The organism is Gordonia terrae (assembly GCF_001698225.1).
Classification (GTDB): Bacteria; Actinomycetota; Actinomycetes; order Mycobacteriales; family Mycobacteriaceae; genus Gordonia; species Gordonia terrae.
In genome coordinates, this window is the sequence record NZ_CP016594.1 from 4870358 (window position 1) to 4895773 (window position 25416).

A 25416-nucleotide genomic window follows, 5' to 3' on the forward strand; every position below is an offset into this window, starting at 1 on the left:
CATGGCACTGTCTCGAGACGCAAGCCCCGCAGTGGCAGAAGCGAATTCGGTCGCCCGCGCCGAGCTTCCCTTCGAGGACACGCGAGACCTCGACGCCACCACCCGTGGATTCATCGCCGAACTCGATCCCCCGGCCATCGCGGACGCCGACGGTAACCCGGTGTGGGATTGCGATGAGTTCTCCTTCCTGAACGACGAGGCGCCGTCGACCGCACACCCCAGCCTCTGGCGGCAGTCGAGGCTCGTCGCCCAGCAAGGGCTGTTCGAGGTGACCGAACGGATCTACCAGGTCCGCGGGCTGGACTTGTCCAACATGACCGTGGTCGAGGGGGACACCGGCGTCATCGTCATCGATCCGCTCATCTCCGAGGAGACCGCAGCCGCCGGGCTTCGCCTGTACCGCGAACATCGTGGCCATCGCCCGGTGACCGCGGTCATCTACACCCACTCGCACATCGATCATTTCGGTGGCGTCAAGGGAGTCACCTCTCAAGAGGCCGTCGATGCGGGCAGGTGCCTGGTCATCGCACCTGCAGGCATGGTCGAGCACGCGGTCGCCGAGAACGTGTACGCGGGAACCGCGATGGGGAGACGGGCCGCCTACATGTACGGCGCCGCGCTGCCGAGAGGCCCACGAGGTGCCATCGGCGCCGGGCTCGGCCAGTCCACATCGACCGGAACGGCGACCCTGATCGCGCCGACGCTCGACATCACCGCCACCGGACAGACCGAGACCGTCGACGGCGTCACCATAGAGTTCCAATTGACCCCCGGGACCGAGGCGCCTGCGGAGATGAACTTCTACTTCCCGCAGATGCGCGCGCTCTGTATGGCCGAGAACGCCACACACACCCTGCACAACCTGCTCACGTTGCGCGGTGCCCTGGTGCGCGATCCGCACGTGTGGTCGCGCTACCTGACCGAGGCGATCAACGACTTCGCGGCGCGTTCGGACGTGCTCTTCGCCTCCCACCACTGGCCGACGTGGGGCACCGAGGAGCTGACAGAGTTCCTGTCACTCCAGCGCGATCTCTACGGCTACCTCCACGATCAGACCCTGCGGCAACTCAACAAGGGGAGGACCGGCCTCGAGATCGCCGAGGACATCGAGTTGCCTCCCGCGCTCGAGAACGTCTGGCACACACACGGTTACTACGGCTCGGTGAGCCACAACGTCAAGGCGATCTATCAGCGCTACATGGGATGGTTCGACGGCAATCCGGCACATCTCTGGGAGCATCCGCCGGTGGAGTCCGCGACGCGGCACGTCGAATTCATGGGCGGCGCCGATGAGGTCGTGCGAAAAGCCCGCCGCTCGTTCGACGCCGGCGATTTCCGTTGGACGGCACAGGTTCTGAACTACGTGATCTTCGCCGACCCGTCGCACGAGGAGGCGCGGGAGCTTCAAGCGGACACACTCGAGCAGCTGGGCTACGGCTCCGAGAACGGTACCTGGCGCAACTTCTTCCTCATGGGGGCGTACGAGTTGCGCAACGGACCGATCGGGACCCCCACCACCGCCGCAGCCGCCGACATCGTCGCCGCCATGTCGGTCGACCAGCTCTTCGACGCTGTCGCCCTGCGGGTGGACGGACCGGCGGCCTGGGACGCCCACATCGTCCTCGACTGGCACATCACCGATGTCGACCGCCACCATCGGTCCGAACTCCGTAACGGCCTCCTCGTGCACTTCGACGTCGATCAGCCCGACACCGACGATCGTGCAGCGGCGACGTTCACGCTGACGAAGCAGACCCTGCTGGCACTACTCCTCGGGCTGGTGGACCTGAGCACCGCCGTCGACGCCGGAAACGTCGCAATCGAGGGCGATGCAGGTGCGTTCGGCGAACTGGCCGGCTACCTGGACAACCCCGATCCCGACTTCGCCATCGTGACACCCTGACGCCGACCGCCCCTGCTTCTGCTGCCGTGCGGTCCCTCGACCGGAGGTGACACCACTCGAACACACGTGCGAAACTGTGCGGGTGGGCATGCAGTGGATTGGCGGGGACAACGGCCAACCACACCGGCCCGCCTTCGTGCGGGTCGGCCACAAAGCCGTGCTCATCGACCTCGGCGCGCTGTATCCCACCGCACCGCACTTCAGCGGCGAGTACCACCCCGACGGGTTACAGATCCGGTCCGTGCACCTCGGGGTCCTCACCGAATGGGGGCGGGACGAGTGGGGCGCCTGGTACGGCAAGGTCACCTACACCATCACCTCCAAGGACCGGCAGGAGAAGGTCACACACTGGGTGCCGTCGTGGGCACTACGCCCGGCCGGTGACCGGCCGCCCGGGCGACGAAGGAGCGACAAAACCACTGGTCCCCAACCCGAGTGACCTGTTGCCCCCTTGCTCCCTGAGGAGCGCCTGGAGCTTGCGGAGGCCGTCTTACTGCTCCCTGGGAGGCCGGAGCTTGCGGAGGCCGTCACGAAGGGTCTTGGTGAGATGTGTCGCCAGGCCCTTCGAGGCTCGTCGCTATCGCTCCTCGCACCTCAGGGAGCAAGGGGCTGGGACCTTTAGTTTGCGGTTCTTTCGGATCAGGGAGCAGAGGGGACGGCGTCTCAGCGGATGAGCGGGTCGCGCGGCAACCCGAGGATGCGCTCGGCGATCTGGTTGCGGGTGATCTCCGACGTCCCGCCCGCGATCGACATCCCGCGGGCCCCGAGTATCAGCAGGCCGGCCAGCTTGCCGGGGCCGGCCGAGAACGCGACATCGGGTCCGAGCAGTTCCGCCGCGAGATGGGCACGATCGCTGAGGTGTTCGGCGAGCAGCAGTTTCGTGACGTTGCCCTCGGGTCCGGGGGCCGCGCCGACGACGGACCTGGCGGCGCGACGCAGATTCAGCAGTCGCAGCGCATCCTCGACAGCGAGGAACTCCCCGACCTTCGTCGCCGCCCCCTCGACCCGGTCCCCGTAGCCCTGGACGAGCGCCACCATCTGCTGCACCGCGCCATCGCTGCCCGGTGCTCCGCCGCCGATGCTGACCCGCTCGTTGCCGAGGGTCGCGCGGGCCACGGCCCAGCCATCGTTCGGGGTGCCCACCACGTCGGCGTCGGGGACGAAGACGTCGGTGAAGAACACTTCGTTGAACTCCGATCCGCCGGTGATCTGACGCAGCGGCCGCACCTCGACCCCGGGCGCCTCCATGTCGATCAGCACCGCGGTGATGCCCTTGTGTTTGGGAGCTTCCGGGTCGGTCCGGACCGTCGCCAGGCCGCGGCGACACAGGTGCGCGCCGCTGGTCCACACCTTCTGGCCATTGATACGCCAGCCACCGTCGACGCGTGTGGCCCTCGTGGTGACCGCCGCCGCGTCCGACCCCGCGCCCGGCTCGGAGAACAACTGACACCACACCTCGTCACCGAGCAGCGCCGGCCGTACGAGACGGTCGATCTGGTCCTGCGTGCCCTGTTGGATGAGGGTGAGGATGACCCACCCGGTGATGCTGTAGTCGGGCCGCTTCACCCCCGCCGCCGCCATCTCTTCGTCGATGACGAGCTGTTCGACCGAGTCCGCGGCGCGTCCCCACGGCGTGGGCCAGTGCGGCATCACGTACCCGGTGTCGATCAGCTTCTCGCGCTGCTCGGACTCGTCGGCCGCTGCGATCTCGGCGATGTCGGCGCGCACGCGCGTCCGCAGTTCCTCGGCCTCCGGCGGGAGGTCGAGGCTGTTGGCACGGGTGATGCCGGCCGCGGAGAAGGCATACACATCGTGCGCCGGCCGCTGCCCTCCGAAGAAGGCCTGCAGCACGGTGGCCCGACGCAGGTGCAGGTGCGCGTCGTGCTCCCAGGTGAAGCCGATGCCGCCGTGCACCTGGATGTTCAGTTCCGCATTCCGCGTGTACGTGGGCAACGCAAGCGCCGCGGCCGACGCCGCCACCAGTCCGAGGGCGTCGGCGTCCTCGTCGGCTGCCCGCGCGGCGTCCCACACGACCGCCGTGGCGGCCTCCGCGCCGACGAGCATGTTCGCGCAGTGGTGTTTGACGGCCTGGAACGACCCGATGGTCCGACCGAATTGTTCGCGGACCTTCGCGTAGGCGACCGCGGTGTCCAGTGCATCGCGTGCCCCGCCCACCGCTTCGGCGGCGACCAGCGTCCGCGTGAGGGCCAGGGCGGTGGCGGCGAGTCTCGGCAGACGGACGACGGCGGCATCGGTCAACGACACCCTGGCCGAGCGCCGGGTCGGATCGAGGTCGGCCTGCGCACCCACGTCGACGCCGGCCGCCGTCGATTCGATCACCAGTACGTCGTCATCGGTGATCAGCACCAGAAGGTCGGCGAGCGGTGCGCCGAGCACCGCGTCGACGACACCGGACGACTTGCCGTCGGACTCGGTCAGCCCCGGGGCGAGTCCGAGACCCGCGGTGATCGTGCCGTCGACGAGTGACCGCAACCAGCGGGCACGCGCCTCGTCGTCGGCACGGGCCAGGATCGCAGAGGCGAGCACGGTGGGCAGGAACGGCCCGGGTGCCACAGCGCGACCCAATTCCTCTGTCACCACGACCAACTCGGCCACACCGAAGCCGGACCCGCCGTACTCCTCGGCGACGTGCAGGCCCAACCACCCGAGGTCGGCGATCTCCTGCCAGAAGGTGGGCCTGGCCTCCTCCGACGCGTCGAGACGATCTCGCGCCTGCGCTCGCACCTTGCGGTCGACGGCGAATTCGCGTACCACCGAGGCGAGTTCGACGTGGTCTTCGGTCAGGGCAATACTCATGGCGACTCCCGGGATCGTCGGTCACCCGATCACACCATCTACCCGGCCCGCGGCGGGCCGCCTTGGGACAAAACGTCCGAGTTCGTCCCATCAGAGCCGGTTGCGATGAACGTCCTCAGGGCCGGTCGCCCTCGGCGACCGGCCGCTCCGGGTCCGACGACCACTGCGAGAACGACCCCGGGAACAAGGACGCGTCGATGCCGGCGACGGCGAGGGCCGCGATCTGGTGCGCCGCGTTGATCCCGGAACCGCAGTACACCACCACCCCGGTTCCGGCCTCCGCGTCGATGCCGACACCCGCGAACCGCCGCCGTAGCTCGTCGGCCGGATGAAATCGGCCGGACGTGTCGACGTTGTCCGCGGTCGGGGCGTTGATCGCCCCGGGAATGTGACCCGCACGCGGATCGACCGGTTCGACATCGCCCCGGTAGCGTTCGGCGGCCCGGGCGTCGAGCAGGTGGTCCGGTCCGGCCGCCACATCGTCGATGGTCGCGACCGGCAGGTGTCCGGCGGTGAGCGTCACCCGACCGGCCCGCGGGCGACCGCCGTCTCCCGTCGTCGTCCGCAGACCTTCGGCGCGCCACGCCGCGAGACCACCGTCGAGGAGTCGCACGTCGGCGACTCCCGCCCAGCGCAGCAGCCACCAGGCCCGGGCGGCGGCAAGATTGCCGGAGTCGTCGTAGACCACCACCGGGACGCCGTCGTCGATCCCCCATCGCCGGGCCGCCTCCTGGAGATCGGCAACGGCAGGCAGCGGGTGCCTACCCCCGACCGGCCCGGAGGGCGGGGCGGCCAGTTCGGAGTCGAGGTCGACGTAGACCGCGCCGGGGATGTGCCCCTCGCGGTAGGCACCCCGGCCGTCGAAGTCGCCCAACTGCCAGCGCACGTCCAACAGGACCGGTGGAGTGGACAGGAGCATCTCGGCCAGTTCGAGCGGGGCGATGAGGACCTCAGCCATGGCGGCGAGGGTACCAACGCACACCGATGGCAGAATTGGAGCAATCCGCCCATGCCCGGGCGCTGGCCATCCGCCGCCCTGTCGTCAACACCCTCAGGAGTCCATCCGTGGCGTTGTTTCCTGCCGTCGTCTTCGGACTCATCACGTTCTGGCTGCACCGGCGCATCGTGCGAGCGACTGCGATGCCACGTCCCTGGTCGATCATCGCCGACGTCGCGCTTGTCGTCCTGTGGGCGCTCGCCCTCATCGGCTTCGCCACCGGACGCGTGCTCGACCCGTCGTGGGCGCGACCGATCGGCACCATCGGGCTGATCTGGCTCGCCGCCGTTTTCTACCTGTTCCTGGGCCTCGCGGTGGTGGGTCTCGTCTCGTTCGCCGCGCACGTCATCCGCTCGATCCGGCGTCGCCGTTCCGGCGTGCAGGACACCCCGGCCCTCGCCGCGCGTCGGGTCAGCAAGCTCCGGTTCGCAACCGCCGCGGTCGTGGTCGTCGCGCTCGGAGTCACCGGCTACGGCGTGTACGAAGCGTCTCGCCCCCAGGTCGTCGACGTCGACGCCACATTCGCGAGCCTGCCCCAGCAGTTCGACGGAACGCGCATCGCGGTGATCTCCGACCTCCACGTCGGTCCGGCCCGCGACGCGTCGTTCACCCAGCGCGTCGTCGACGAGGTCAACGAGCAAAAGCCCGATCTCGTCGTCCTCGTCGGCGACCTGACCGATGGCACGATCCCGAACGTTCGCGACACGCTGGAACCCCTTGCAGACCTGCAGGCACCGCTCGGTGTGTTCGGCGTCAGCGGCAACCACGAGTACTACGCCGACGACGGCGGCCGGTGGCTCGACGTCTGGGAGGAACTCGGCGTGCGCACGCTGCGCAACTCGCGGGTCCCCATCGAGGTCGACGGCGCGACCATCACACTCGCCGGTATCTACGACGCCACCGCCCCGGAACCATATGAGCCGGACCTGCCGGCGGCCCTGGCCGGATCGTCCCCCGACGACTTCACCCTCCTTCTCGCCCACCAGCCCAAGCAGGCGGTGGAGGCCTCCGATCTCGGCGTCGACCTGCAGCTGTCGGGGCACACGCACGGTGGCCAGCTCTGGCCCATCCGCTATCTGGTGCGCGCCCAGCAGCCGACGATCACCGGGCTCGACCAGATCGGCGACACCGTCATCTACACGACCCGTGGCGCCGGCGCGTGGGGCCCGCCGGTCCGCGTCCTGACGCCGCCCGAGATCACGATCCTCACGCTGCGATCGGCGCCCGCTGCGCCCTGAGGTTTCGCGCACGAAATCCGTTCCCGATCACCTTCTTCGATGAGCGGGAACGGACCGTCAGCCGTTGATGTCCGATGGATGGGTTGCCAGCGGGGTGACCTTGATCTGCATGTACGGGAACAACGGCAGACCCGAGAGCAGGGTGTGCAGTTCGTCGTTCGACTCGACGTCGAATATCGAGTAGTTGGAGTACTCGCCGACGATCCGCCAGATGTGCGGCCACTTCCCTGCACGCTGTAGATCCTGGGAGTACGCCTTCTCCCGCGCGACGGTTTCCGCACGTACCTCGGGATCGAGGTCGTCGGGGATGGCGACGTCCATCCGCACGTGGAACAGCATTACTTCGCCGGGTCCAGCACGAAGTCGTAGGAGATGGTGAAGCCGCCCTGGCCGTCGTCCTTCGGGTCCAGCACCAGCTCGGGCTTGACCGCGCTCGCGACGTCGTCGTCGTTGTGCGGGTCGCCCGGGAAGTACAGCTGCGCGGTGAGCTGCTCGTGGCCGGGCGCCGACACCTTGAGGTGCAGGTGCGCGGGACGCCACGGATGCCAGCCGGCAGCCGAGATCATCTTGCCGCACGAGCCGTCGGTCGGGATCATGTACGGCGCGGGTCGGATGGTGGTGATCTCGAACCGGCCGTCGTCATCGACGGTGAAGGTGCCGCGCAGGTTCCACTCCGGGATGCCGGGGGCGAACTGCGAGTAGTAGCCGTCGTCGTCGGCGTGCCAGAGCTCGACCGTGGCACCGGCGAGCGCGGAGCCGTCACAGGAGCGAACCTGACCGGTCCACACCAGCGGATCACCGGGCTCGTCGTCGCGCATCGGAACCGTGCCCTTGGCGCCGAGCTCCGGAGCGTCCGGAACGTAGTACGGGCCTTCGATGCTGCCCTTGTTGCCCTGGCGGTGTTCGGTCGCAACGTCTTCGACGACGTGCTCGACCCACACGTCGAGGAACAGCGGCCACTCGCCGTCCTCGCCGACGTTGATGAGCCACGCCTTGAGCGCGTTGTACTCGTCGTAGGTGACCTTGTGCTTGCGAATGGTCTCGTGCACGCCCGCGAGGACGTCGTTGATCAACATCGACACACGCTCGGGCGGGGTGTCCTTGACGGCCTCGAACGGCGACTTGTCCGCATGGAACCGTTCGGTCGCGGAGGCGCCGGACGCGGCGGCGGTGGCGACTTCCTGGGGATGCTCGGTGGTGGTCATGTCCTTCTCCTTGTTGCTCCGAGTTCGTGGGGCTGCCACGAGACGTGTTGTGGGGTCGTGCTTTCAGTTGTCGGTGCGGTACTTCTCGAGCTTCTCCGGGTCGACCTCGAAGCCGATGCCCGGCGCGGTCGACCGGTGCAGGTGGCCGTCGCGGATCTGCAGCGGCTCGGTCAGCAGGTCGTCGCTCATGTCGAGGAAGTTCGACAGCTCACCCGCGTAACGCGAGGTCAGCTCGAAGGCGCTGCCGAAGGCGAGAGTGCAGGCGGTCCCGATCTGGCCGTCGATCTGGTTGCCCATGACGACCGGGACGCCGAGACCCTCCGCGAGATGGTGCGTACGCCGCGAGGTGGTGAAACCCGAACGCGCGGTCTTGATGCTGATGGCGGTCGCCGATCGGCCGAGGACCTCGCGGGTGACGTCGGCCGGCGTGGGCACCGATTCGTCGGCGATGAACGGTACCGCCAGCTGTTCGACGAGCCAGCGTCGGCCGAGGACATCCGCTGCGTCGCACAACTCTTCGGCGAACAGCAGATCGAGGTCGGCCATCTCCCGCATGGCGCGCGCCGACTCGGCCGCCGTCCAACCCCGGTTGCCGTCGACGTACAGTTCGACGTCGCCGCCGAACCGCTCGCGCAGCGCGCGGACGACCGCGGTGTCGAGGGAGGCGGGATGACGTCCGACCTTCACCTTGAACGTGCGGATCCCGTAGGTGTCCACCATCTTCTCGGCTTCGGCGACCATCGCGGCAGGCTCCGCGAAACCGAGCATGTGACTGACCCGCAACCGATCGGTGTACCCGCCGAGCATGTCACCCACCGGAAGCCCGAGGACCTTGCCGAGTGCATCCCAGATCGCCATGTCCACAGCGGATTTCGCAGCGGGGTTGCCGACCGTCCGGGCCATCCGGGCGGCGACCACCTCGCGTTCCAGCAGGGTGAGGCCGACGACCGCGGGCGCGAAGATGCCCTCGATCACGGCGATGATGCCGTCCTGGGTCTCGCCGTAGGTGAACGGACGGGGCGGCGCCTCGGCGACGCCGACCGCGCCTGCGTCGGTGTGCACCCGTACCAGCACGTGGGTGGCGGCGTGCACCTCGCCGGAGGCGAACCTCAACGGCTTCACATACGGGATGGCGAACGGGATCGCCTCCACAGCGGTGATTTTCACGATTTCTCTCCAGATCGAGCACCTGTCCGGGCACTCAGGGAACGATGGTCGGCGACCCGATCGCCGCCGGCTGCGGTGACGAAGGCCGGATCGGTGTCGATGGCGTCATCCGGGGCGAAGGCTGCGGCGATGACGTCGGCGACCGCGGCGACGACCGGGTCGCCGGATCCCGATCTCCGGGCGAGTGCGACCTCGACGGTGTCGGCGTCGGCGAGGTCGCGCACCACCAGCCCGTCGAGCGGGAGCGAACGCACCGAAGCCGGGAGCAGGGAGACCCCCAGCCCCGCGGCGACGAGGGCCAGCAGCACCGCGGTGCCCGGCGCCTGGTGCGCCCGATGCGGGACGAATCCGGCTGCGCGACAAGTCCGCATCGCGGCATCGTTGACCGCCGAGTCCCGGCTGTCGTAGAGCACGAACGGTTCGTTGCGGAGGTCGGCGACCGAGACCACCGGCTCGACGGCCAGACGGTGATCGACCGAGACCGCGAGCACCATCGGCTCGACGTCGATGACCCTCGTCTCGATGTCCTCGCCGATCGCCGGCGGGCGGAGCACCCCGAGGTCGAGGACACCGGCACGCAGGGCGTCACACTGGCCCGGTGTGAGCATGTCGGACTGGATGCGGAGATCCACGTCAGGCAACTCCCGTTTGACCACCCGAGCGATGCGCGGGAGGTGCGAGAAGGCGGCGATGCCGGTGATGCCGACCCGGACGACGCCGCTGCGGCCGGCGGCGATCCGACGCACGCCGTCCACGGCCTCGTCCACGCCCGCGAGAATTCGTTCGGCCTGGACCCGAAGGTATTGCCCGGCCGGGGTGAGCGACACCTGGCGGGTGGTCCGCGTGAACAGCGTGACGTCGAGCTCGGCCTCGAGCTGGCGAATGGCGTAGGACAGCGCGGGTTGCGCCACGTGCAACGACTCCGCCGCCTGTCCGAAATGGCAGGTGTCGGCGACGGCGGCGAAGTACCGCAAGTGCCGTAGCTCCATGACCTGCCTCGTCTCGTACCGATCGACACCGCGGCTGTGACCGCGGACACGTCTCACGGTAGAGCGTCGATCCATACATGACAAAGACACAAATTGCGTCGATTGATGAATCAGATCGATCAATCGACTACTGGGCCAGGACTGGCAATAACCCCGGTGTGATCGCCACCACGTGCTGCCACAGTGCAGAGAGCAGCCCACTTTCTGGAGGTATACGACCATGACCGCGTCAGTATCGGAACACCTGAACCATGTGAACTCGGTCCTCGGCGACGCGGTCGTCGACGACCGTGACGCCGGTGTCTACCGCGCCAACCGGCGGATCTTCACCGATGAGGACATCTTCGAGCTGGAGATGAAGCACATCTTCGAGGGCAACTGGATCTACCTCGCACACGAGAGTCAGGTCCCCGAGCCCGGCGACTACTTCACCACCTACATCGGCCGGCAGCCCGTGGTCATCACCCGCGACAGGAGCGGCGAACTGCACTGCCTGATCAACGCCTGCGCGCACCGCGGCGCGATGATCTGCCGGCGCAAGACCGACAACCGGATGACCCTCACCTGTCCGTTCCACGGGTGGACCTTCCGGAACGACGGCACGCTGCTCAAGGTCAAGGATCCGGACGGCGCCGGGTACCCGGACAGCTTCGACGTCGACGGTTCGCACAACATGACCAAGGTCGCCCGCTTCGACAGCTACCGCGGCTTCCTGTTCGGCAGCCTGAACGACGACGTCAGTTCGCTCGGCGACCATCTCGGCGACACACGCGTCGTCATCGACATGCTCGTCGACCAGTCCCCCGAGGGACTCGAGGTCCTGCGCGGCGCATCCACCTACACCTTCGACGGGAACTGGAAGGTGCAGGCGGAGAACGGCGCTGACGGCTACCACGTCACCGCCACCCACTGGAATTACGCGGCCACCACATCTCGACGCGGCACCGGCGAGTCGAAGAACGACACCAAGGCACTCGACGCCGGCGGCTGGGGGAAGTCCGGCGGCGGCTACTGGTCCTACCCCAACGGTCACCTGTGTCTGTGGACCTGGGCGGCCAACCCGCAGGACCGTCCGCTGTGGGATTCGCTGGGGCAGCTCAAGGAGATACACGGCGACGCCAAGGGCGAGTTCATGGTGAAGGGTTCGCGCAACCTGTGCCTGTACCCGAACGTCTATCTGATGGACCAGTTCTCGACGCAGATCCGCCACTTCCGCCCGATCTCCCCGGACAAGACCGAGGTCACCATCTACTGCATCGCCCCCAAGGGGGAGAGCGACTCCGCACGGGTGCACCGCATCCGCCAGTACGAGGACTTCTTCAACGCCTCCGGCATGGCCACGCCCGACGACCTCGAGGAGTTCCGCTCGTGCCAGCTCACGTTCCGGGCCCAGGCCGCCCCGTGGAACGACATGAGCCGCGGTGCCGAGCACTGGTTGACCGGACCAGACGCCGTCGCCGAATCGCTGGGCATGTCCGGTGTCATCTCGGCCGGCGTCAAGAACGAGGACGAAGGCCTCTACCCCGTCCAGCACGGCTACTGGCTCGAGACCATGCGTGCTGCCGCAGCCGCCGAAGAACACGCCGCCGCGAAGCACTGAAAGGGACGGCCATGACGAACATCCGCACCGATTCCACTGCACCGATATCCACCGGAAGCAACGCCGAAGCGCCCGGAAAACTCATCACCCAGAACATGATCGAGCAGTTCCTCTACCGCGAGGCGCGCCACCTCGACGATCGCGAGTTCGAGAAGTGGCTCGACTGCTACGCCGACGACGTCGTCTACTGGATGCCGTCGTGGGACGACCGGGACCGTCTCACCGAGGACCCGCACCGTGAGATCTCACTCATCTACTACGGCAACAAGGGTGGCCTCGAGGACAGGGTGTTCCGGATCCGTACCGAGCGGTCCTCGGCGACGTCACTGCCCGAGCCGCGGACGAGTCACAACATCACCAACGTGGAGGTCATCGACCGCCGCGGCGACCTCGTCGACGTCCGATTCAATTGGCACACGATGTATTTCCGGTACAACACGGTCGACCCGTACTACGGGACCTCGTTCTACACGATCGACTTCTCCGGCGAGCAGCCACTGATCCGGCGCAAGACGGTCGTGTTGAAGAACGACTACATCCATCACGTCGTCGACGTGTACCACTTCTGATCCAACACAATCGATCACCGATCCCTATCTGAGCGAGGACCGACCCATGACTGTCACCACCGAGGCGGGTGTCCGCAGCGGCACCGGCGACGCCGACACGGCCACCCACCAGGTGGCGCTCTCCTTCGAGGACGGGGTCACCCGATTCATCACGTGCCGGGAGGATCAGACCGTCGCCGACGCATCGTACCGCCAGCGCATCAACATCCCACTCGACTGTCGCGACGGCGCATGCGGCACGTGTAAGTCGTTGTGCGAGTCCGGGGACTACGACGGCGGTACATACATCGAGGATGCGCTCACCGACGACGAGTCGGCACAGGGCTACGCGCTGCCCTGCTGCATGAAGCCCCGATCCGATCTGGTACTGCAGATCCCGGCGACGTCGGACATCGCCAAAACACAGGCGGCCAGATTCACCGGGACCGTCGCCGAACTCGACCGACTGTCGGAATCGACCTTCCGGCTGGGCATCCGGATCGAGAACCGCGGCCGGCTGGCGTTCCTGCCGGGACAGTACGTCAACATCGAGATCCCCGGTACCGACGACGAGCAGGGCAACCCGGTCACCCGGTCCTACTCGTTCGCCAACGGACCGCACGAGGATCGGCTGATCTTCCTGATCAAACTGACGCCCGGCGGTGCCATGTCGACCTATCTCACCCAACGTGCCACACGGGGCGAGCCGATCGCCTTCACCGGGCCGCACGGCTCCTTCTTCCTCCGCGAGGCGGACCGGCCGGTGTTGTTGCTGGCCGGCGGAACCGGCCTCGCCCCCATCCTGTCCATGCTCCGGAAGATGCACTCGGACAACAGCCGGCGCAAGGTCCACCTCATCTATGGAGTGTCGACAGATACCGACCTGGTGGCAGTCGACGAGATCGACTGGTTCGTCGGCAAACTGCCTGGATTCACATGGGAACACTGCGTCTCCGATCCCGCGAGCTCGGCACCCAACAAGGGTTACGTGATGAGTCTGATCGAACCGGCCCACCTCAATGACGGCGACGTGGCGATCTACCTGTGCGGGCCTCCTCCGATGGTGGAGGCGGTACGACAGCACGTCGCGCAGGCGGGTATCGAGCCGACCGGCTTCTACTACGAGAAGTTCGCACTCGCCGCGCACACGGCTCCGGATACCGAGGCCGGCTCAGACGCCGGCAGCGAGATCAACACGGAGGTCGTTCGCGACGAGGTGTCCGAGGTCGCCGCGCCGGAAGCCGCTCTGTCGCACGATGCTGACGCCTCGGGTTTCGTGGATACCCTTCTACTCGCACCGGACGCACGGGCCATCGCGGGACAAGAGACGCTCCCGTCCTCGGACCTCGACGCGTGGTCTGGCCCCCGCCCGGTCGCAACCGAGGACACCCGCACCTGTATCGGTGGTCAACCCGTCTGGCGCAGCGGTTCTGGCGCCACTGCACTCGACTCGGCGACGGATTGGTTGCAGGCCACCGCCGCGCAACCGGGTGGAGCGGCCCGGTCGATAGCCGGGCAGGAGATGTTCGCCGCGACGGACATCACCCAGCTTTACGAGTCCATCGAGGCGACCACCAACCCGCCGGTGAGTCCCGACAACGAAGCGCCGCCCGCGTCGACCGTCGTCGGATCACACGGATATCAGATCGGCGAGGAGCATCCGGGGATCTCGGAGTCCGACGCACTCTTCGAGGCGCGGGCCGCCCTCGAATTGGGCGCACTGGAACTGACTTTCGGCCGGTTGTCCACCCAGCAACTCGTCGGCTACCGACTGCTCGCCGACGCCACGGCGCCCTACGTCGACGGTGACCGGTTCGTGGATTCCGCCGAGTACACCGAGACCAACGCCGCGTTCCACGACTATCTGTTCACCCTCACCGGCAACGACCACCTACTCGAGGCCTACAAAGCTCTCGGTGTGAAGGGCCGGATGAGCGAGGTGTTGCGGAACGCGACGTGGTGCCATCCCCGTTGCGCCCAGGACCACCTCGACATCGTGACCGCGTTCGAATCCGGCGATCACGACGCTGCGCGCGGGCTGATCGTCGCCCACGCCGACCGCTCGAAGCAGACCATGCGACGAGCGATGTCCGACGAGATCGGCTCGCCGCGTCCGCGTTTCGTCACGCCGGGTCGGTTCGCGGGCAAGGTCGTGGTGATCACCGGTGCCGCGCAGGGCATCGGGGAGCAGACCGCGCGACGGATCAGCGCCGAAGGCGGGCGGGTCGTGCTCGCCGATCGTTCCGACCTCGTCGACGAGGTCGCTCGCGATCTCGCCGACACGGGCTCCGGGGCGGTGTCGGCCGTCGCCGATCTCGAGACCTTCGCCGGAGCCGAGGCCGTCGTCCGGCGCGCCGTAGACACCTTCGGTCGCGTCGACGTCCTCATCAACAATGTGGGCGGCGCGATCAACTTCAAACCGTTCACCGAGTTCACCGACGAACAGATCCGCGCCGAGATCGACCGGTCACTGATGACCACGCTGTTCACCTGCCGCGCGGCGCTGCCGTCGATGGTGCGGTCAGGACGCGGCGTGATAGTCAACGTCTCGTCCGCCGCCACCCGGGGAGTTCATCGAATTCCCTACTCCGCGGCCAAGGGTGCGGTCAACGCGCTGACCGCGTCGCTGGCGCTCGAGTACGCCGACCACGGCATCAGGGTTGTGGCCACGGCACCGGGCGGAACCGAGGCACCACCGCGTCGCATCTCACGCGGCACCCCGGAACCGCGCAGCGTCACCGAAACACAGTGGTACCAGGCGCACATCGACCAGACCCTGTCGTCGTCGACGATGCACCGGTACGGCACGCTCGACGAGCAGGCGGCAGCCCTCTGTTTCCTCGCCTCGGACGAGGCGTCCTACATCACCGGGACCGTGCTCCCTGTCGCCGGCGGTGACCAGGGTTGAGCCGCCCGGCGAGCCCCTAGTATGGACCGATGATGGTCACCGGCGGGTGTGTCGGCCGCGACCGCGAGATCGAGTTGCTGTCCTCGCGGCTCGATGCCGTGTCGGAGGCAGGTGTGCTGGCCGTCACGGGAGATCCCGGCATCGGCAAGTCGACACTGCTGAGGCACCTGGTCCGGCGGCGATTGTCCGCTCCGACAACCGGTCCCACGTTGTGGGCCGCGGTGTCACCATGGCGAGCGCACACGCCCGGCGCGCTCATCCGGCAGCTGGTACAGGACCGGTCCGACGTCACACCTGCGACCGATACCGTCCCGTCCCCGGACGACCTGCTCGACGGACTGCTCGCAGCGGTCGCGGCTCCCGCGGAGCCATCGAGCGAGATGACGAGTGACATGGCCGCACTCATCGCCATCGACGATGCCGACCTCGCCGACGAGGAGTCCCTGCAGACGCTGGTCTCGCTGACGCGTGAGCACCGGGATCGTCGAATCCTGGTCATCGTCACCATGTCTCGTCCGGGCGCCCGGCTCATCGGCAGTGCGCTCGAGGAGTTGCGGCTCGACGGCCTGGACACACAGGGCACGGCGGACATCGCCGCGCAGCGTGGCATCGTGCTGCACCCGTCGATGCAGACGGAACTGGCCCGGCACACCGGCGGTAATCCACGCGACATCGTGGCCCTGCTCGACGAGGTCCCGGCGCTCACCTGGTCCCGCACCGGCGTGGCGCTGCCTGCACCGTCCCACGTCGTCGTCGCGGTCCGAGACCGATTGCCGGACAACGGCACGCCCGCCCGATCGCTGATCGAGGCGCTCGCCATCCTCGACCCTGCCGAACCCCTGGCCACCGCGATCGCCCTCGCCGGGATCACGGACCCGCTCGGCGCCATCGACGACGCGCAGGCGACCGGACTGGTGACGGTCGACCGAGCGCTGACACCCGCAGAGGCGCAACCGCGCCTGGCCGGCCCGCTGGTCCGAGCCGCCGTCCTCGAGGTCCTCGGCACGAAAGCAGTGGGCGAGGCCCACCGCCGGGCCGCGGACACGGTCGACGACCCCGCCCGGCAACTCCATCACCGCGTCGCGGCCACCTCGACCGTCGACGCCACCCTCGCCGACGACCTCGCCGCTCTCGCACGGGCCCGCGGCGCCGACGGCGCGTGGGCCGAGGCCGCCGGGCTGTACCGGCAGGCGGGCCGACTCACCCCCGACCCGCTGCGGCGCGACACCAGGATGACGCTCGCGGTCGATTCGCTACTCGCCGCGGGAGATTGCACAGGCGCCGGCGCCCTGGTCCCGACCGTGGAGAGCCTGCGCGAGACACCCCTGCGCAACGCGACCCTGGCGTACCTCGCCATCCTGCGGGGCCGGTCGGCGGAGGCACAGCTGCGTCTCGACCGGGCGTGGGCGATCGTCAACGTCGAGCGCGAACCCGATGTCGCCGCCCTGATCGCGCAGCGTCACGTCCTGCACAATCTGGTCCGATGCCAGGGCACCGAACTGGTCGACTGGGCCGATCGCGCGAACGCGATGGCCGACGCCGGGTCGGCCGCCCGAGTGGAGGCCGCCGTCATCCGCGGGCTGGGACTGGCGTGGTCGGGACACCCGGATGCCGCACGCGCCGAGTACGAGACGGTCTCGGAGCGCGTCCGCTACGGAGCGCAGGCGCAGCGCGCGATCATGGGACGCGGCTGGCTGCGCCTCGGTCTCGACGAGATCGACGCCGCCCGCAGCGATCTCGAGACCGCCGTGTCGATGGCACAGCTCGGCGGGTCCACCCGGATCACCCTGTGGGCACTGGCCTGGCTCGCCCGCGTCCAGTTCCTCACCGGCGACTGGGATGGCGCCCTGCGTGGCGTCGAGGCCGGTCGCGCTCTGGCCCGCAGCAGTGGCATCGCGTTGACCACTCCCCTCCTCAACTGGACTGCGAGCCAGATCCATTCGCTGCGCGGCGACTGGGAGGACGCCCACCGGAGTGTGGCACAGAGCAGCACCTCCATCGGCGACTACGAGATCATGCGGATACCCGACCTGCTGGCCCGGGCCCAGCTGGCCGAGGCCGCAGCGGATTACGGCAAGGTCCGACGAGTACTCACCCCGCTGGTCGCAATGGCCGAGTCCGTCCCGGCGCTCTCCGAGCCGGGCTTGTGGCCGTGGGTCGACGTCCTCGCCAACGCACTGGTGCTCGAGGGGCGACACGACGACGCCGACGATCTGCTGTGTCGCTACGAGTCCCGGTCCGCCGAGCGGGGACACCGATCGTCGGCTGCCCGGATGAAGTACGCACGTGGTCGCCTCCTTGGCGCGACCGGTGACATCCACGGCGCACGACGGACCTTCGAGGAGGGCATCGAACTCCTCGACGGTCTCGGGCTCCGCTACGACCAGGCACGGGTGAACTTCGCCTACGGCCAGACGTTGCGACGCGCCGGCAAGCGCCGCGCCGCGGACGCCGTCATCGGGACTGCCCGCGATCTGTATCTGTCGCTGGGCGCCACCACCTATGTCGAACGCTGCGAACGCGAACTGAAGGCCGGCGGTCTCGCGACGTCTCGTGGCGAGAACCACACCGTCGCAACGGGTGCCGTCGAACTCACGCCCCAGGAGGAGGCGGTGACCGCCCTCGTCGCGCGTGGCCTGTCGAACCGGGAGGTGGCGGCCGAACTCTACATCTCACCGAAGACGGTGCAGTACCACCTGACCCGGATCTACGCGAAACTCGGCGTGAAGTCCCGCGCCGAGCTGGCGGCCTCGCGCCGGTGAACTCCCGGTTTCAGTCCTCGATCGCGTCGACAAGGCCCCACGACAACGCTCGAGAGGCCTCGATGGTCTCGCCGGTGACGAAGAGATGCAGCGCCCGCCACCGGCCGATGCGCCGGGGCACACTCACGGTGCCACCGGCACCGGGGATGAGTCCCATGGACACCTCCGGCAGTCGGAGCCGAGTGTCCGGTCTCGCGACGACCCGTCGCGCAAACGCGGGAATCTCGATACCTGCGCCCACACAGTGCCCGTGCAGCCGGACCTCGACGCGATCGGCCAGAGCAGCCATCATCCGTCCGGCCCCGCCCCGCGTGCGAACGAGATGTGCCGTCGTCGCGTCGGGCATGTGACCGAACTCGTCGAGATCGCCGCCCGCACAGAAGGAGCTTCCCGCGCCGTCGAGGACGACACGGCGGATCGTGCCGTCGACGACCGCGACCCGCAACGACTCGACCAGTGCGTCGCGCACCGCCATGCCGTAGGCGTTACGGCGCTCGGGCCGGCTGAGGGTGATGTACAGGGTGTCGTCGACACGATCGAGCAGGACGGGGTCGACCGTCATCGGCGGAAGTGGTCGTCCCTGGGCGCGCCGCGCGGTGAGCCACGCGCCGAACTCGGGGCCCGCCTGCAGTGTCGAGTACGCGAACGACTCGACGTCGATGGCCGGGATCGGTTCGAGGGGCTCGGCGGCTCGGAGCACCTGTGCCGCCACCAGAGCCGCGGTCGGGGTCCGGCCGACCGATTCCAGGAACCGTCCGATCGCCGCATCCACGTCGTCGACGGCGACGACGGCCCGGTCGTCGCACCCGGGCGCGTACGTGACATCGAGTGCGGCGAGGACGGGGCGCAGCGCGGGGTCCGGCGTCCGTCGAGAAACACCGACGAGGATGGTCTCGGCGGTCGCCGCCCGTTCGGCGGCGCCGGCGATGTCGGTGACCGACCGATCGTCCGCATCGAGGTCGACCACGACAACCGGGTCGGTCAGCGCCGCGTGGTGACCGAAGAGCTCGCCCCCGCCGATGGCCGGTGTGCCCGCCAGATCGGCGATCGAGAGACGGCGACTGCCCATGCCATGACCTCCTGTGTGCCCGTGCGGACGGTAGCATTTCGGCCGTGCACAGCGACGCGCCCCGTGACCCGGTGCGTGCATGGGCAGACAGCGGGATTCCCCACCTGACCGGCCGCCCCGACGGCCCGCCCGTGATACCGATGGGTGACGCCGCGGCCCGGGCACGGGATCTCACCGACCACATCCGGCTGGCCAGCGACGGCGCGGTCGACGTCGACGGGGCCGTCCTGCTGTCCGAACGAGCCGCTCTGACCGGATTCCACCGCCGCGGTGCGGTGACCCTCGGCGGGACGGGACGACTGCTGCCGGCCACCGACGGGTGGGTCGCGGTGAACTGTGCCCGCCCCGACGATGTCGCGCTTCTCGGCGCTGTCGTGGGACGCGACATCGGGAATGATCCCTGGCCGGCGGTCGCGGACTGGCTCGGCGAACACAGCCGGGCCGAGTTCGACGAACGAGCGGCGATGCTCGGCGTCGCAGCCGGTTCGGTGGCCCGCGACGACGAGGTGACTGCCGCCGCGTGCGGTGCCCCGACGCCGACGGGCGACCCGCGTTCGGTCGCGGACATGCTGGTGGTCGACTTCAGCGCGCTGTGGGCCGGCCCCTTGTGCGCACACCTGCTGGGTTCGGCGGGTGCGCGCGTGGTGAAGGTGGAGACCCCGCAACGCCCCGACGGGGCGCGCAGCGGGAACGCCGACTTCTACCGGCTACTTCACGGCGGCCACGAGTCCGTCGTCCTGGACCCGGCGGTGGCGGCCGAACGCGGCGCTCTGCATCGGCTCGTCGCATCTGCCGACATCGTCATCGAGGCGTCGCGTCCACGAGCCCTGCGCGGGTTCGGTCTGGACAGCGCGGAGTTCGTGTCGGCCGGCGCCACGTGGATCTCGATCACGGCCGCGGGACGTGGTTCGGAGCGAATCGGTTTCGGCGACGACGTCGCCGCGTCCGCCGGTCTCGTCGCCTACGACCACACCGGGGCGATGTTTGTCGGGGATGCCATCGCCGACCCGTTGGCCGGACTCACCGCCGCGGCTCTCGCCATGAGTGCCACCGACGGCGGTGTGCTGTGGGACGTCTCGATGCGCGCGACCGTGGCCGCGACGGTCGGCGCGACACCCACACCGGCGGCCCGTTCCGACGCCGGGCGATGGATTGTCGACACCGCATCCGGTCCCGCGGTCCTGGCCCCGCCCACGCGACGTCCCACGGCTCGGCACGCACCGCGGTCCGGACGCGACACGTCCGCGGTCCTCGACTCTCTCGGGATCCGGCTGTGAGTCGGCTCGTGATCACGAACGTGACACTCCACGAGGGCATTCGGGACGTGGCGGTGGAGAACGGACAGATCTCCGAGATCGGGGTGGGCCTGCCGACGACCGGCGCCGAGGTCATCGAGGGCCGCGGCGGCGCGCTCATCCCCGGCCTCCACGACCACCACATCCATCTGCACGCACTGGCCTCGGCACGCAACTCGGTCCGGTGCGGCCCACCACACGTGACCGGCCCCGAGGAACTCGCGGCCGCGCTCGCCACCGCACCGTCATCGGACAATCAGGGATGGGTGCGGGGCGTCGGTTACGTCGAAACCGTTGCCGGACTTCTCGATCTGGCCGCGCTCGACCGATTGCACGCCCGGCGGCCCGTCCGCGTGCAACATCGGAGCGGTGCGGTGTGGTTCCTCAACTCTGCCGCCGCAGCCGCGGTGGACCTCGCGTCCGGAGACCACCCCGGCATCGAACGCGACGAGTCGGGTTCACCGACCGGGCGCCTCTGGCGCGCCGACACCTGGCTGCGCGAGCGACTCGGCGGCGCGGGCCCGCCCGATCTGGCAGGCGTGGGAGCCGAACTCGCCCGGTTCGGTGTCACCGGCGTCACCGACGCGACGCCGGATCTCGCTCCCGGCAGCCTGGTCCACCTGATCGACGAGCACGTCACAGGTGCACTGCCCCAGCGTCTTCATCTCCTCGGCGCCGAGCAGGGGACCCCGCTGCCGCGTCCGACGGTGACCCTCGGACCCCACAAGATCGTGCTCGCCGACTCCGCCCTCCCCGACTTCCCCACCCTGTGCCGCGCCATCCGCGACGTCCACCTCGGAAACCGAGGGGTCGCCGTGCACTCGGTCAGCCGAGAGTCCCTGCTCCTGTTCCTCGCGGCACTCGACGAGACTGGCGGTCACCCTCAGGACCGGGTCGAACACGGCGCGATCATCGCCGCCGAGACCGTCCACGAACTACGGCGACGAGGCCTCACCGTGGTCACCCAGCCGGGTTTCATCTCCGACCGCGGCGACGACTACCTCGACCGGCTCGACGGCGATGACATCGACGATCTGTACCGGTGCCGCTCTCTCGTCGACGCCGGCGTCACCGTCGCCCTGTCGAGCGACGCCCCATACGGACCCACCGATCCCTGGTCGGTCATCGCGGCCGCGGCCGACCGACGAGCTCCGGACGGGCGCGTCGTCGGACCCGGTGAGCGAGTGGACCACGCCGGCGCCCTGGGCATGTATCTCGCTCCGCCGGAGGCACCGGGGAAATCCCCACGCACCGTTGAAGTGGGCCGGCCCGCCGACCTCGTCCTCCTCGCGGAATCTCTCGAACACGCGCTGACCGACGGATCAGATGCAGTGCAATGCACCATGATCCGTGGCGAGGTCAATTATCATCGCTGACTCGTGGCCAGGGTCCGGTCGACCACAGGCGCACCGGTCTTGTCCGCAACGACTTCCAGGTCGACACCCGGGGCGAACTCCACGACGTCGAAACCTGTTCCGGCGATGTCGAACACACCGAGGTCGGTGATCACGCGACTCACCACACCGCGGCCCGTCAGCGGGAGCGCGCAACCCTCGAGCAGCTTGGGTTCACCCTTCTTGGTGACGTGGTCCATCAGCACGATGACCCGGCCTGCGCCGTTGACCAGGTCCATGGCGCCACCGATGCCCTTCACGAGGGCCCCCGGCACCATCCAGTTGGCCAGGTCGCCGTTCATCGCGACCTGCATGCCACCGAGGACCGCGACGTCGACGTGGCCGCCCCGGATCATCGCGAAGCTCGTGGCCGAATCGAAGTACGACGCCCCGGGCAGCACCGACACGGTCTGCTTGCCGGCGTTGATGAGGTCGGGGTCGACCTCGTCGTCGTAGGGAAACGGTCCGACGCCGAGGATGCCGTTCTCGGCGTGCAGGTGAACACCCGAGTTGTCGGGCATGAGGTCGGGAATCATCGTGGGCAACCCGATTCCCAGGTTGACGTAGTCGCCGGGGGCGAGTTCGCGGGCGGCGCGGGCGGCCATCTCGGTGCGGTTCCAGGTCATCTCGACACTCCTAGGCTGACGGTGATGCGGTGGGACGTTCACGGACGGTGCGCTTCTCGATCCCCTTGCGTGCGACCTGCTCCGGGGCGAGTTCGACGATCCGCTGCACGAAGATGCCGGGCAGATGGATCTCGTCTGGTCCGAGTTCGCCGACCTCGACCACCTTCTCGGCCTCGACGATCGTGACGCGGCCGGCCATAGCCGCCGGCGGGTTGAAATTGCGTGCGGCAGCGTGGAATCGGCAATTACCGTCGGTGTCGACGACCGCGGCTCGGATGAGTGCGTAGTCGGTGACGATCGACTCCTCGAGGACCATCTCCCGACCGTGGAAGGTCCGAACCTCCTTGGGCGGCGACGCCTCGGCTATGGTGCCGTCGGAGTGGTACCGCCAGGGCAGTCCGCCCTCGGCGACGAGCGTGCCGACCCCGGTGGGGGTGAAGAACGCACCGATCCCGCTTCCGCCGGCGCGCATGCGTTCGGCGAGGGTGCCCTGCGGGGTGAGTTCGACGGTGACCTCGCCGGACAGGAACTGGCGCCCGAACTCCTTGTTCTCCCCGATGTAGGACGCGACCACCCGGTCGATGCGACGGGCCTCCAGGAGCAGCCCCAGGCCCGCACCGTCGGCTCCGCAGTTGTTGGAGACGATGGTCAGGTTCGCCGCACCCTGCTCGAGAAGCGCGTCGATCAGGAAGCCTGGGATCCCGGCCAGCCCGAAGCCGCCGACCGCGATACTCGCACCGTCGGGGATGTCGGCGACCGCGACGGCCGCCGACGCCGCTAGTTTGGCCGGACCGCCGCCGAGACGGTCGACGACCGTCGTCGTGGCGGCACTGTCGCGAGTGCTCATTGCTGCTCCAGGTGTTCGAGAAGTGCGGGTGTGATGGCGCCGGGTTGTTCGGCGTTGGCGAGGTGGGCCGAGTCCGGTACCACCAGCAGGCGCGCGTGCGGCACGGCATCGACGATGTCGCGCAACAGATCCGGCGGGGTGGCCGGGTCGTCGGCGCCGGCGATCGCCAGTGTGGGCGCGATGATCGACGACAGTTCGGCCCGCTGATCCATCGCGGCGATCGCCTCGCAGCAGGCCGCGTACCCCTCGGCGGGGGTGGCGGCGACCATGGCCTCGTACCCCTGTTGCGCTTCGGTGTTCGCGGCGAGGTATCCGGGGGTGAACCACCGCTGGACCACGGCCGCGGCTACCGCCGATGTACCGTCGTTGCGCACGAGCGCGGCCCGGTCCGTCCACCCCCGTGCGGGAGGCAGATACGCCGCAGTGCACAGGAGGGCGAGCCGATCCACACGTTCGGGATTCCGCGCGGCGGCGCGCATCATGGTCATGCCGCCCAGCGAGAGTCCGACGAGGTGGGCACGTTCGATATCGAGTCGATCGAGAAGCCCGATCACGTCGTCGGCCAGTTCGTCGATCGAGTACGGGCCCGGTGGTACAGGCGAAGCTCCGTGCCCGCGGGTGTCGTAGCGCACGACGCGGAATCGCTCTTCGAGCGCGGCGATCTGGGCGTCCCACATCCGATGTGTCGACCCCAGCGAGTTGGACAAGACGACGGCCGGTCCGTCGGGACGACCCGTGACGACGGCGTGGACCTGCTCGCTCATCGGGTCGCCTCGAAGATCGCGGCGAGGCCCTGTCCGCCGCCGATGCACATCGTCTCCAGGACGTACCGAGAGTCGCGGCGGCGCGCTTCGTACGCCGCCGTGGCGAGGATGCGGGCGCCGGTGGCTCCGATGGGATGACCCAGCGAGATACCGGACCCGTTGGGGTTGAGCCGTTCGTCGGTCGGGTCGATCTTCCACTCCGCCAGGCAGGCGAGCACCTGGGCGGCAAAGGCTTCGTTGAGTTCGATGAGGTCGATCTCGTCCAGCGTGAGGCCGGCGCGGTCGAGGGCGGCGGCGGTGGCCCCGACCGGGCCAATGCCCATGACCTCGGGCTCGCAGCCGGTGACCGCCCAGGAACGCAGCGCCAGAAGGGGTTCGAGCCCGCGGCGCTCGGCCTCGGCGCGCGTGGTGACCACGGCCATGGCCGCGCCGTCGTTCTGCCCGGATGCGTTTCCGGCCGTGACCGTCGAGTCAGCGTCGACCTTGAGTCGCACGGGGCGCAGGGCCGCAAGCGATTCGACTGTGGCGTCGGCGCGCGGGTGCTCGTCACGATCGACGATGGTGTCGGGGCGGCCGCGGCGGCCGGGGATGGTGACGGGCACCAGTTCGTCGGCGAAGCGGCCGCTGTCGTGCGCCGCGATCGCCCGTTCGTGGGAGCGGGCCGCGAACTCGTCCTGCTCGATCCGCGAGATGCCGTATCTCGCACGCAGGTTCTCGGCGGTCTCGATCATCCCGCCCGGAACCGGGTGCGACTCGCCGCTGGCCGTCAGACGCCCGCGATCGAGACGATCGCGGAGGTCGACGCCGCCTTGCCTGATTCCCGACCGGAGACCGAGCGCGTAGTGCTCGACGGTCGACATCGACTCCGCGCCACCGGCGACGACGAGGCGGGCACCACCGGCGCCGACGGCCGCGGCCCCGGTCAGGATCGCCTGCAATCCGGATCCACAGCGACGGTCGATCTGCATCCCCGGTACTCCGACACCGAGACCGGCGTCCAGCGCGGCGATCCGCCCGAGCGCCGGTGACTCGCCGTTGGCGTAGCCCTGCCCGAGGATCACGTCGTCGATGTCGCCCTCGCCGAGTCCGGTCCGATCAGCGAGCTCGCGCAGGAGGTCGGTGGCCAGGCGGGTGACGGGCACCGTCGACAGCGCGCCGCCCATGCGCCCGACCGGGGTGCGCAGCGGAGAACAGACGACGACGTCGGTACCGGCGGCCGTACTGGAAGAAGCCATGCGTCCACCCTAGGGACCAGGGTCGATATGGAGAAGTATCCGTATCGGGACG

20 protein-coding genes are annotated in these 25416 nt (G+C 68.8%); 9 read left to right on the top strand and 11 right to left on the bottom strand.

The features are described 5' to 3' along the window. Window position 1: 1 nt before the first annotated feature. Together BCM27_RS21545 and BCM27_RS21550 are read left to right on the top strand one after the other, a co-directional pair. Complete coding sequence (locus BCM27_RS21545) at window positions 2-1903, top strand: alkyl/aryl-sulfatase (protein WP_004022238.1); 1902 nt, start codon at window positions 2-4, stop codon at window positions 1901-1903. 88 nt (window positions 1904-1991) lie between these two features. After that, complete coding sequence (locus BCM27_RS21550; RefSeq protein ID WP_004022239.1) at window positions 1992-2342, top strand: hypothetical protein; 351 nt, start codon at window positions 1992-1994, stop codon at window positions 2340-2342. A 224-nt stretch (window positions 2343-2566) separates the two neighbouring features. Here the strand turns inward: BCM27_RS21550 and BCM27_RS21555 are convergent, their stop codons facing one another. After that, on the bottom strand, window positions 2567-4720 hold the full coding sequence (locus tag BCM27_RS21555; protein ID WP_004022240.1) for an acyl-CoA dehydrogenase family protein: 2154 nt from the start codon (window positions 4718-4720) through the stop codon (window positions 2567-2569). A 115-nt stretch (window positions 4721-4835) separates the two neighbouring features. After that, window positions 4836-5678, bottom strand: coding sequence for a sulfurtransferase (locus BCM27_RS21560; protein WP_004022241.1), 843 nt, complete (start codon window positions 5676-5678; stop codon window positions 4836-4838). A gap of 107 nt (window positions 5679-5785) precedes the next feature. Between BCM27_RS21560 and BCM27_RS21565 the strand changes: the two genes are divergently transcribed. Then, the gene (locus BCM27_RS21565) at window positions 5786-6955 is read left to right on the top strand and encodes a metallophosphoesterase (RefSeq protein WP_033204796.1); all 1170 of its coding nucleotides are present in this window, start codon (window positions 5786-5788) and stop codon (window positions 6953-6955) included. A gap of 57 nt (window positions 6956-7012) precedes the next feature. Here the strand turns inward: BCM27_RS21565 and catC are convergent, their stop codons facing one another. From catC to BCM27_RS21585, 4 genes are all read right to left on the bottom strand, one after another. After that, window positions 7013-7294, bottom strand: coding sequence for a muconolactone Delta-isomerase (catC, locus tag BCM27_RS21570; RefSeq protein WP_004022243.1), 282 nt, complete (start codon window positions 7292-7294; stop codon window positions 7013-7015). Beyond that, entirely contained in the window at window positions 7294-8160 is an 867-nt protein-coding gene (catA, locus tag BCM27_RS21575; protein ID WP_004022244.1) for a catechol 1,2-dioxygenase, read from the bottom strand. The genes catC and catA overlap by 1 nt, the downstream gene beginning before the upstream one ends. A 63-nt stretch (window positions 8161-8223) precedes the next feature. After that, window positions 8224-9327 (bottom strand): mandelate racemase/muconate lactonizing enzyme family protein, encoded by a 1104-nt coding sequence (locus BCM27_RS21580; RefSeq protein ID WP_004022245.1) that lies wholly within the window; start codon window positions 9325-9327, stop codon window positions 8224-8226. Then, complete coding sequence (locus BCM27_RS21585; RefSeq protein WP_004022246.1) at window positions 9324-10316, bottom strand: LysR family transcriptional regulator; 993 nt, start codon at window positions 10314-10316, stop codon at window positions 9324-9326. Before BCM27_RS21585 ends, BCM27_RS21580 begins: the two co-directional genes overlap by 4 nt. Window positions 10317-10536: 220 nt before the next feature. Here BCM27_RS21585 and benA point away from each other — a divergent pair, with 220 nt between their 5' ends. Genes benA through BCM27_RS21605 form a run of 4 tightly spaced genes read left to right on the top strand, consistent with a single transcriptional unit; the run spans window position 10537 to window position 18134 of the window. After that, window positions 10537-11916, top strand: a complete 1380-nt coding sequence (gene benA, locus BCM27_RS21590; RefSeq protein ID WP_004022247.1) for a benzoate 1,2-dioxygenase large subunit — start codon at window positions 10537-10539, stop codon at window positions 11914-11916. A gap of 11 nt (window positions 11917-11927) precedes the next feature. Continuing rightward, complete coding sequence (benB, locus tag BCM27_RS21595; RefSeq protein ID WP_004022248.1) at window positions 11928-12485, top strand: benzoate 1,2-dioxygenase small subunit; 558 nt, start codon at window positions 11928-11930, stop codon at window positions 12483-12485. A gap of 46 nt (window positions 12486-12531) precedes the next feature. Beyond that, window positions 12532-15372 (top strand): benzoate 1,2-dioxygenase electron transfer component BenC, encoded by a 2841-nt coding sequence (gene benC / locus BCM27_RS21600; protein WP_004022249.1) that lies wholly within the window; start codon window positions 12532-12534, stop codon window positions 15370-15372. A 29-nt stretch (window positions 15373-15401) separates the two neighbouring features. Further along, complete coding sequence (locus tag BCM27_RS21605; RefSeq protein ID WP_033204799.1) at window positions 15402-18134, top strand: LuxR family transcriptional regulator; 2733 nt, start codon at window positions 15402-15404, stop codon at window positions 18132-18134. Window positions 18135-18144: 10 nt separating this feature from the next. On the opposite strand, the gene BCM27_RS21610 is transcribed toward BCM27_RS21605, so the two are convergent. Next, window positions 18145-19203 (bottom strand): enoyl-CoA hydratase/isomerase family protein, encoded by a 1059-nt coding sequence (locus tag BCM27_RS21610; RefSeq protein WP_004022251.1) that lies wholly within the window; start codon window positions 19201-19203, stop codon window positions 18145-18147. 44 nt (window positions 19204-19247) lie between these two features. Between BCM27_RS21610 and BCM27_RS21615 the strand changes: the two genes are divergently transcribed. Both BCM27_RS21615 and BCM27_RS21620 read left to right on the top strand, forming a co-directional pair. Beyond that, window positions 19248-20480: a CoA transferase gene (locus tag BCM27_RS21615; RefSeq protein WP_033204801.1), complete on the top strand. Its 1233-nt coding sequence runs from the start codon at window positions 19248-19250 to the stop codon at window positions 20478-20480. After that, on the top strand, window positions 20477-21874 hold the full coding sequence (locus tag BCM27_RS21620) for an amidohydrolase family protein (RefSeq protein WP_004022253.1): 1398 nt from the start codon (window positions 20477-20479) through the stop codon (window positions 21872-21874). The genes BCM27_RS21615 and BCM27_RS21620 overlap by 4 nt, the downstream gene beginning before the upstream one ends. Here BCM27_RS21620 and BCM27_RS21625 read toward each other — a convergent pair. Genes BCM27_RS21625 through BCM27_RS21640 form a run of 4 tightly spaced genes read right to left on the bottom strand, consistent with a single transcriptional unit; the run spans window position 21865 to window position 25364 of the window. Beyond that, window positions 21865-22518 carry a 3-oxoacid CoA-transferase subunit B gene (locus tag BCM27_RS21625; protein ID WP_004022254.1) on the bottom strand — a complete coding sequence of 218 codons (654 nt, stop codon included), beginning with the start codon at window positions 22516-22518 and terminating at the stop codon, window positions 21865-21867. The genes BCM27_RS21620 and BCM27_RS21625 overlap by 10 nt on opposite strands. 10 nt (window positions 22519-22528) lie before the next feature. Continuing rightward, entirely contained in the window at window positions 22529-23365 is an 837-nt protein-coding gene (locus BCM27_RS21630; RefSeq protein WP_004022255.1) for a CoA transferase subunit A, read from the bottom strand. Then, a complete protein-coding gene (gene pcaD, locus BCM27_RS21635; protein ID WP_004022256.1) occupies window positions 23362-24129 on the bottom strand; it encodes a 3-oxoadipate enol-lactonase in 768 nt (255 codons plus the stop codon). The genes BCM27_RS21630 and pcaD overlap by 4 nt, the downstream gene beginning before the upstream one ends. Then, the gene (locus BCM27_RS21640) at window positions 24126-25364 is read right to left on the bottom strand and encodes an acetyl-CoA C-acetyltransferase (protein WP_004022257.1); all 1239 of its coding nucleotides are present in this window, start codon (window positions 25362-25364) and stop codon (window positions 24126-24128) included. Before BCM27_RS21640 ends, pcaD begins: the two co-directional genes overlap by 4 nt. Window positions 25365-25416: the final 52 nt, after the last annotated feature.

Bases quoted from the DNA above. Each gene is read 5' to 3' on its own strand.
- BCM27_RS21545 (WP_004022238.1), top strand. From the start codon at position 2: ATGGCACTGTCTCGAGACGCAAGCCCCGCAGTGGCAGAAGCGAATTCG.
- BCM27_RS21550 (WP_004022239.1), top strand. From the start codon at position 1,992: ATGCAGTGGATTGGCGGGGACAACGGCCAACCACACCGGCCCGCCTTC.
- BCM27_RS21555 (WP_004022240.1), bottom strand. From the start codon at position 4,720: ATGAGTATTGCCCTGACCGAAGACCACGTCGAACTCGCCTCGGTGGTA.
- BCM27_RS21560 (WP_004022241.1), bottom strand. From the start codon at position 5,678: ATGGCTGAGGTCCTCATCGCCCCGCTCGAACTGGCCGAGATGCTCCTG.
- catC (WP_004022243.1), bottom strand. From the start codon at position 7,294: ATGCTGTTCCACGTGCGGATGGACGTCGCCATCCCCGACGACCTCGAT.
- catA (WP_004022244.1), bottom strand. From the start codon at position 8,160: ATGACCACCACCGAGCATCCCCAGGAAGTCGCCACCGCCGCCGCGTCC.
- BCM27_RS21585 (WP_004022246.1), bottom strand. From the start codon at position 10,316: ATGGAGCTACGGCACTTGCGGTACTTCGCCGCCGTCGCCGACACCTGC.
- benA (WP_004022247.1), top strand. From the start codon at position 10,537: ATGACCGCGTCAGTATCGGAACACCTGAACCATGTGAACTCGGTCCTC.
- benB (WP_004022248.1), top strand. From the start codon at position 11,928: ATGACGAACATCCGCACCGATTCCACTGCACCGATATCCACCGGAAGC.
- benC (WP_004022249.1), top strand. From the start codon at position 12,532: ATGACTGTCACCACCGAGGCGGGTGTCCGCAGCGGCACCGGCGACGCC.
- BCM27_RS21605 (WP_033204799.1), top strand. From the start codon at position 15,402: ATGATGGTCACCGGCGGGTGTGTCGGCCGCGACCGCGAGATCGAGTTG.
- BCM27_RS21610 (WP_004022251.1), bottom strand. From the start codon at position 19,203: ATGGGCAGTCGCCGTCTCTCGATCGCCGATCTGGCGGGCACACCGGCC.
- BCM27_RS21625 (WP_004022254.1), bottom strand. From the start codon at position 22,518: ATGACCTGGAACCGCACCGAGATGGCCGCCCGCGCCGCCCGCGAACTC.
- BCM27_RS21630 (WP_004022255.1), bottom strand. From the start codon at position 23,365: ATGAGCACTCGCGACAGTGCCGCCACGACGACGGTCGTCGACCGTCTC.
- pcaD (WP_004022256.1), bottom strand. From the start codon at position 24,129: ATGAGCGAGCAGGTCCACGCCGTCGTCACGGGTCGTCCCGACGGACCG.
- BCM27_RS21640 (WP_004022257.1), bottom strand. From the start codon at position 25,364: ATGGCTTCTTCCAGTACGGCCGCCGGTACCGACGTCGTCGTCTGTTCT.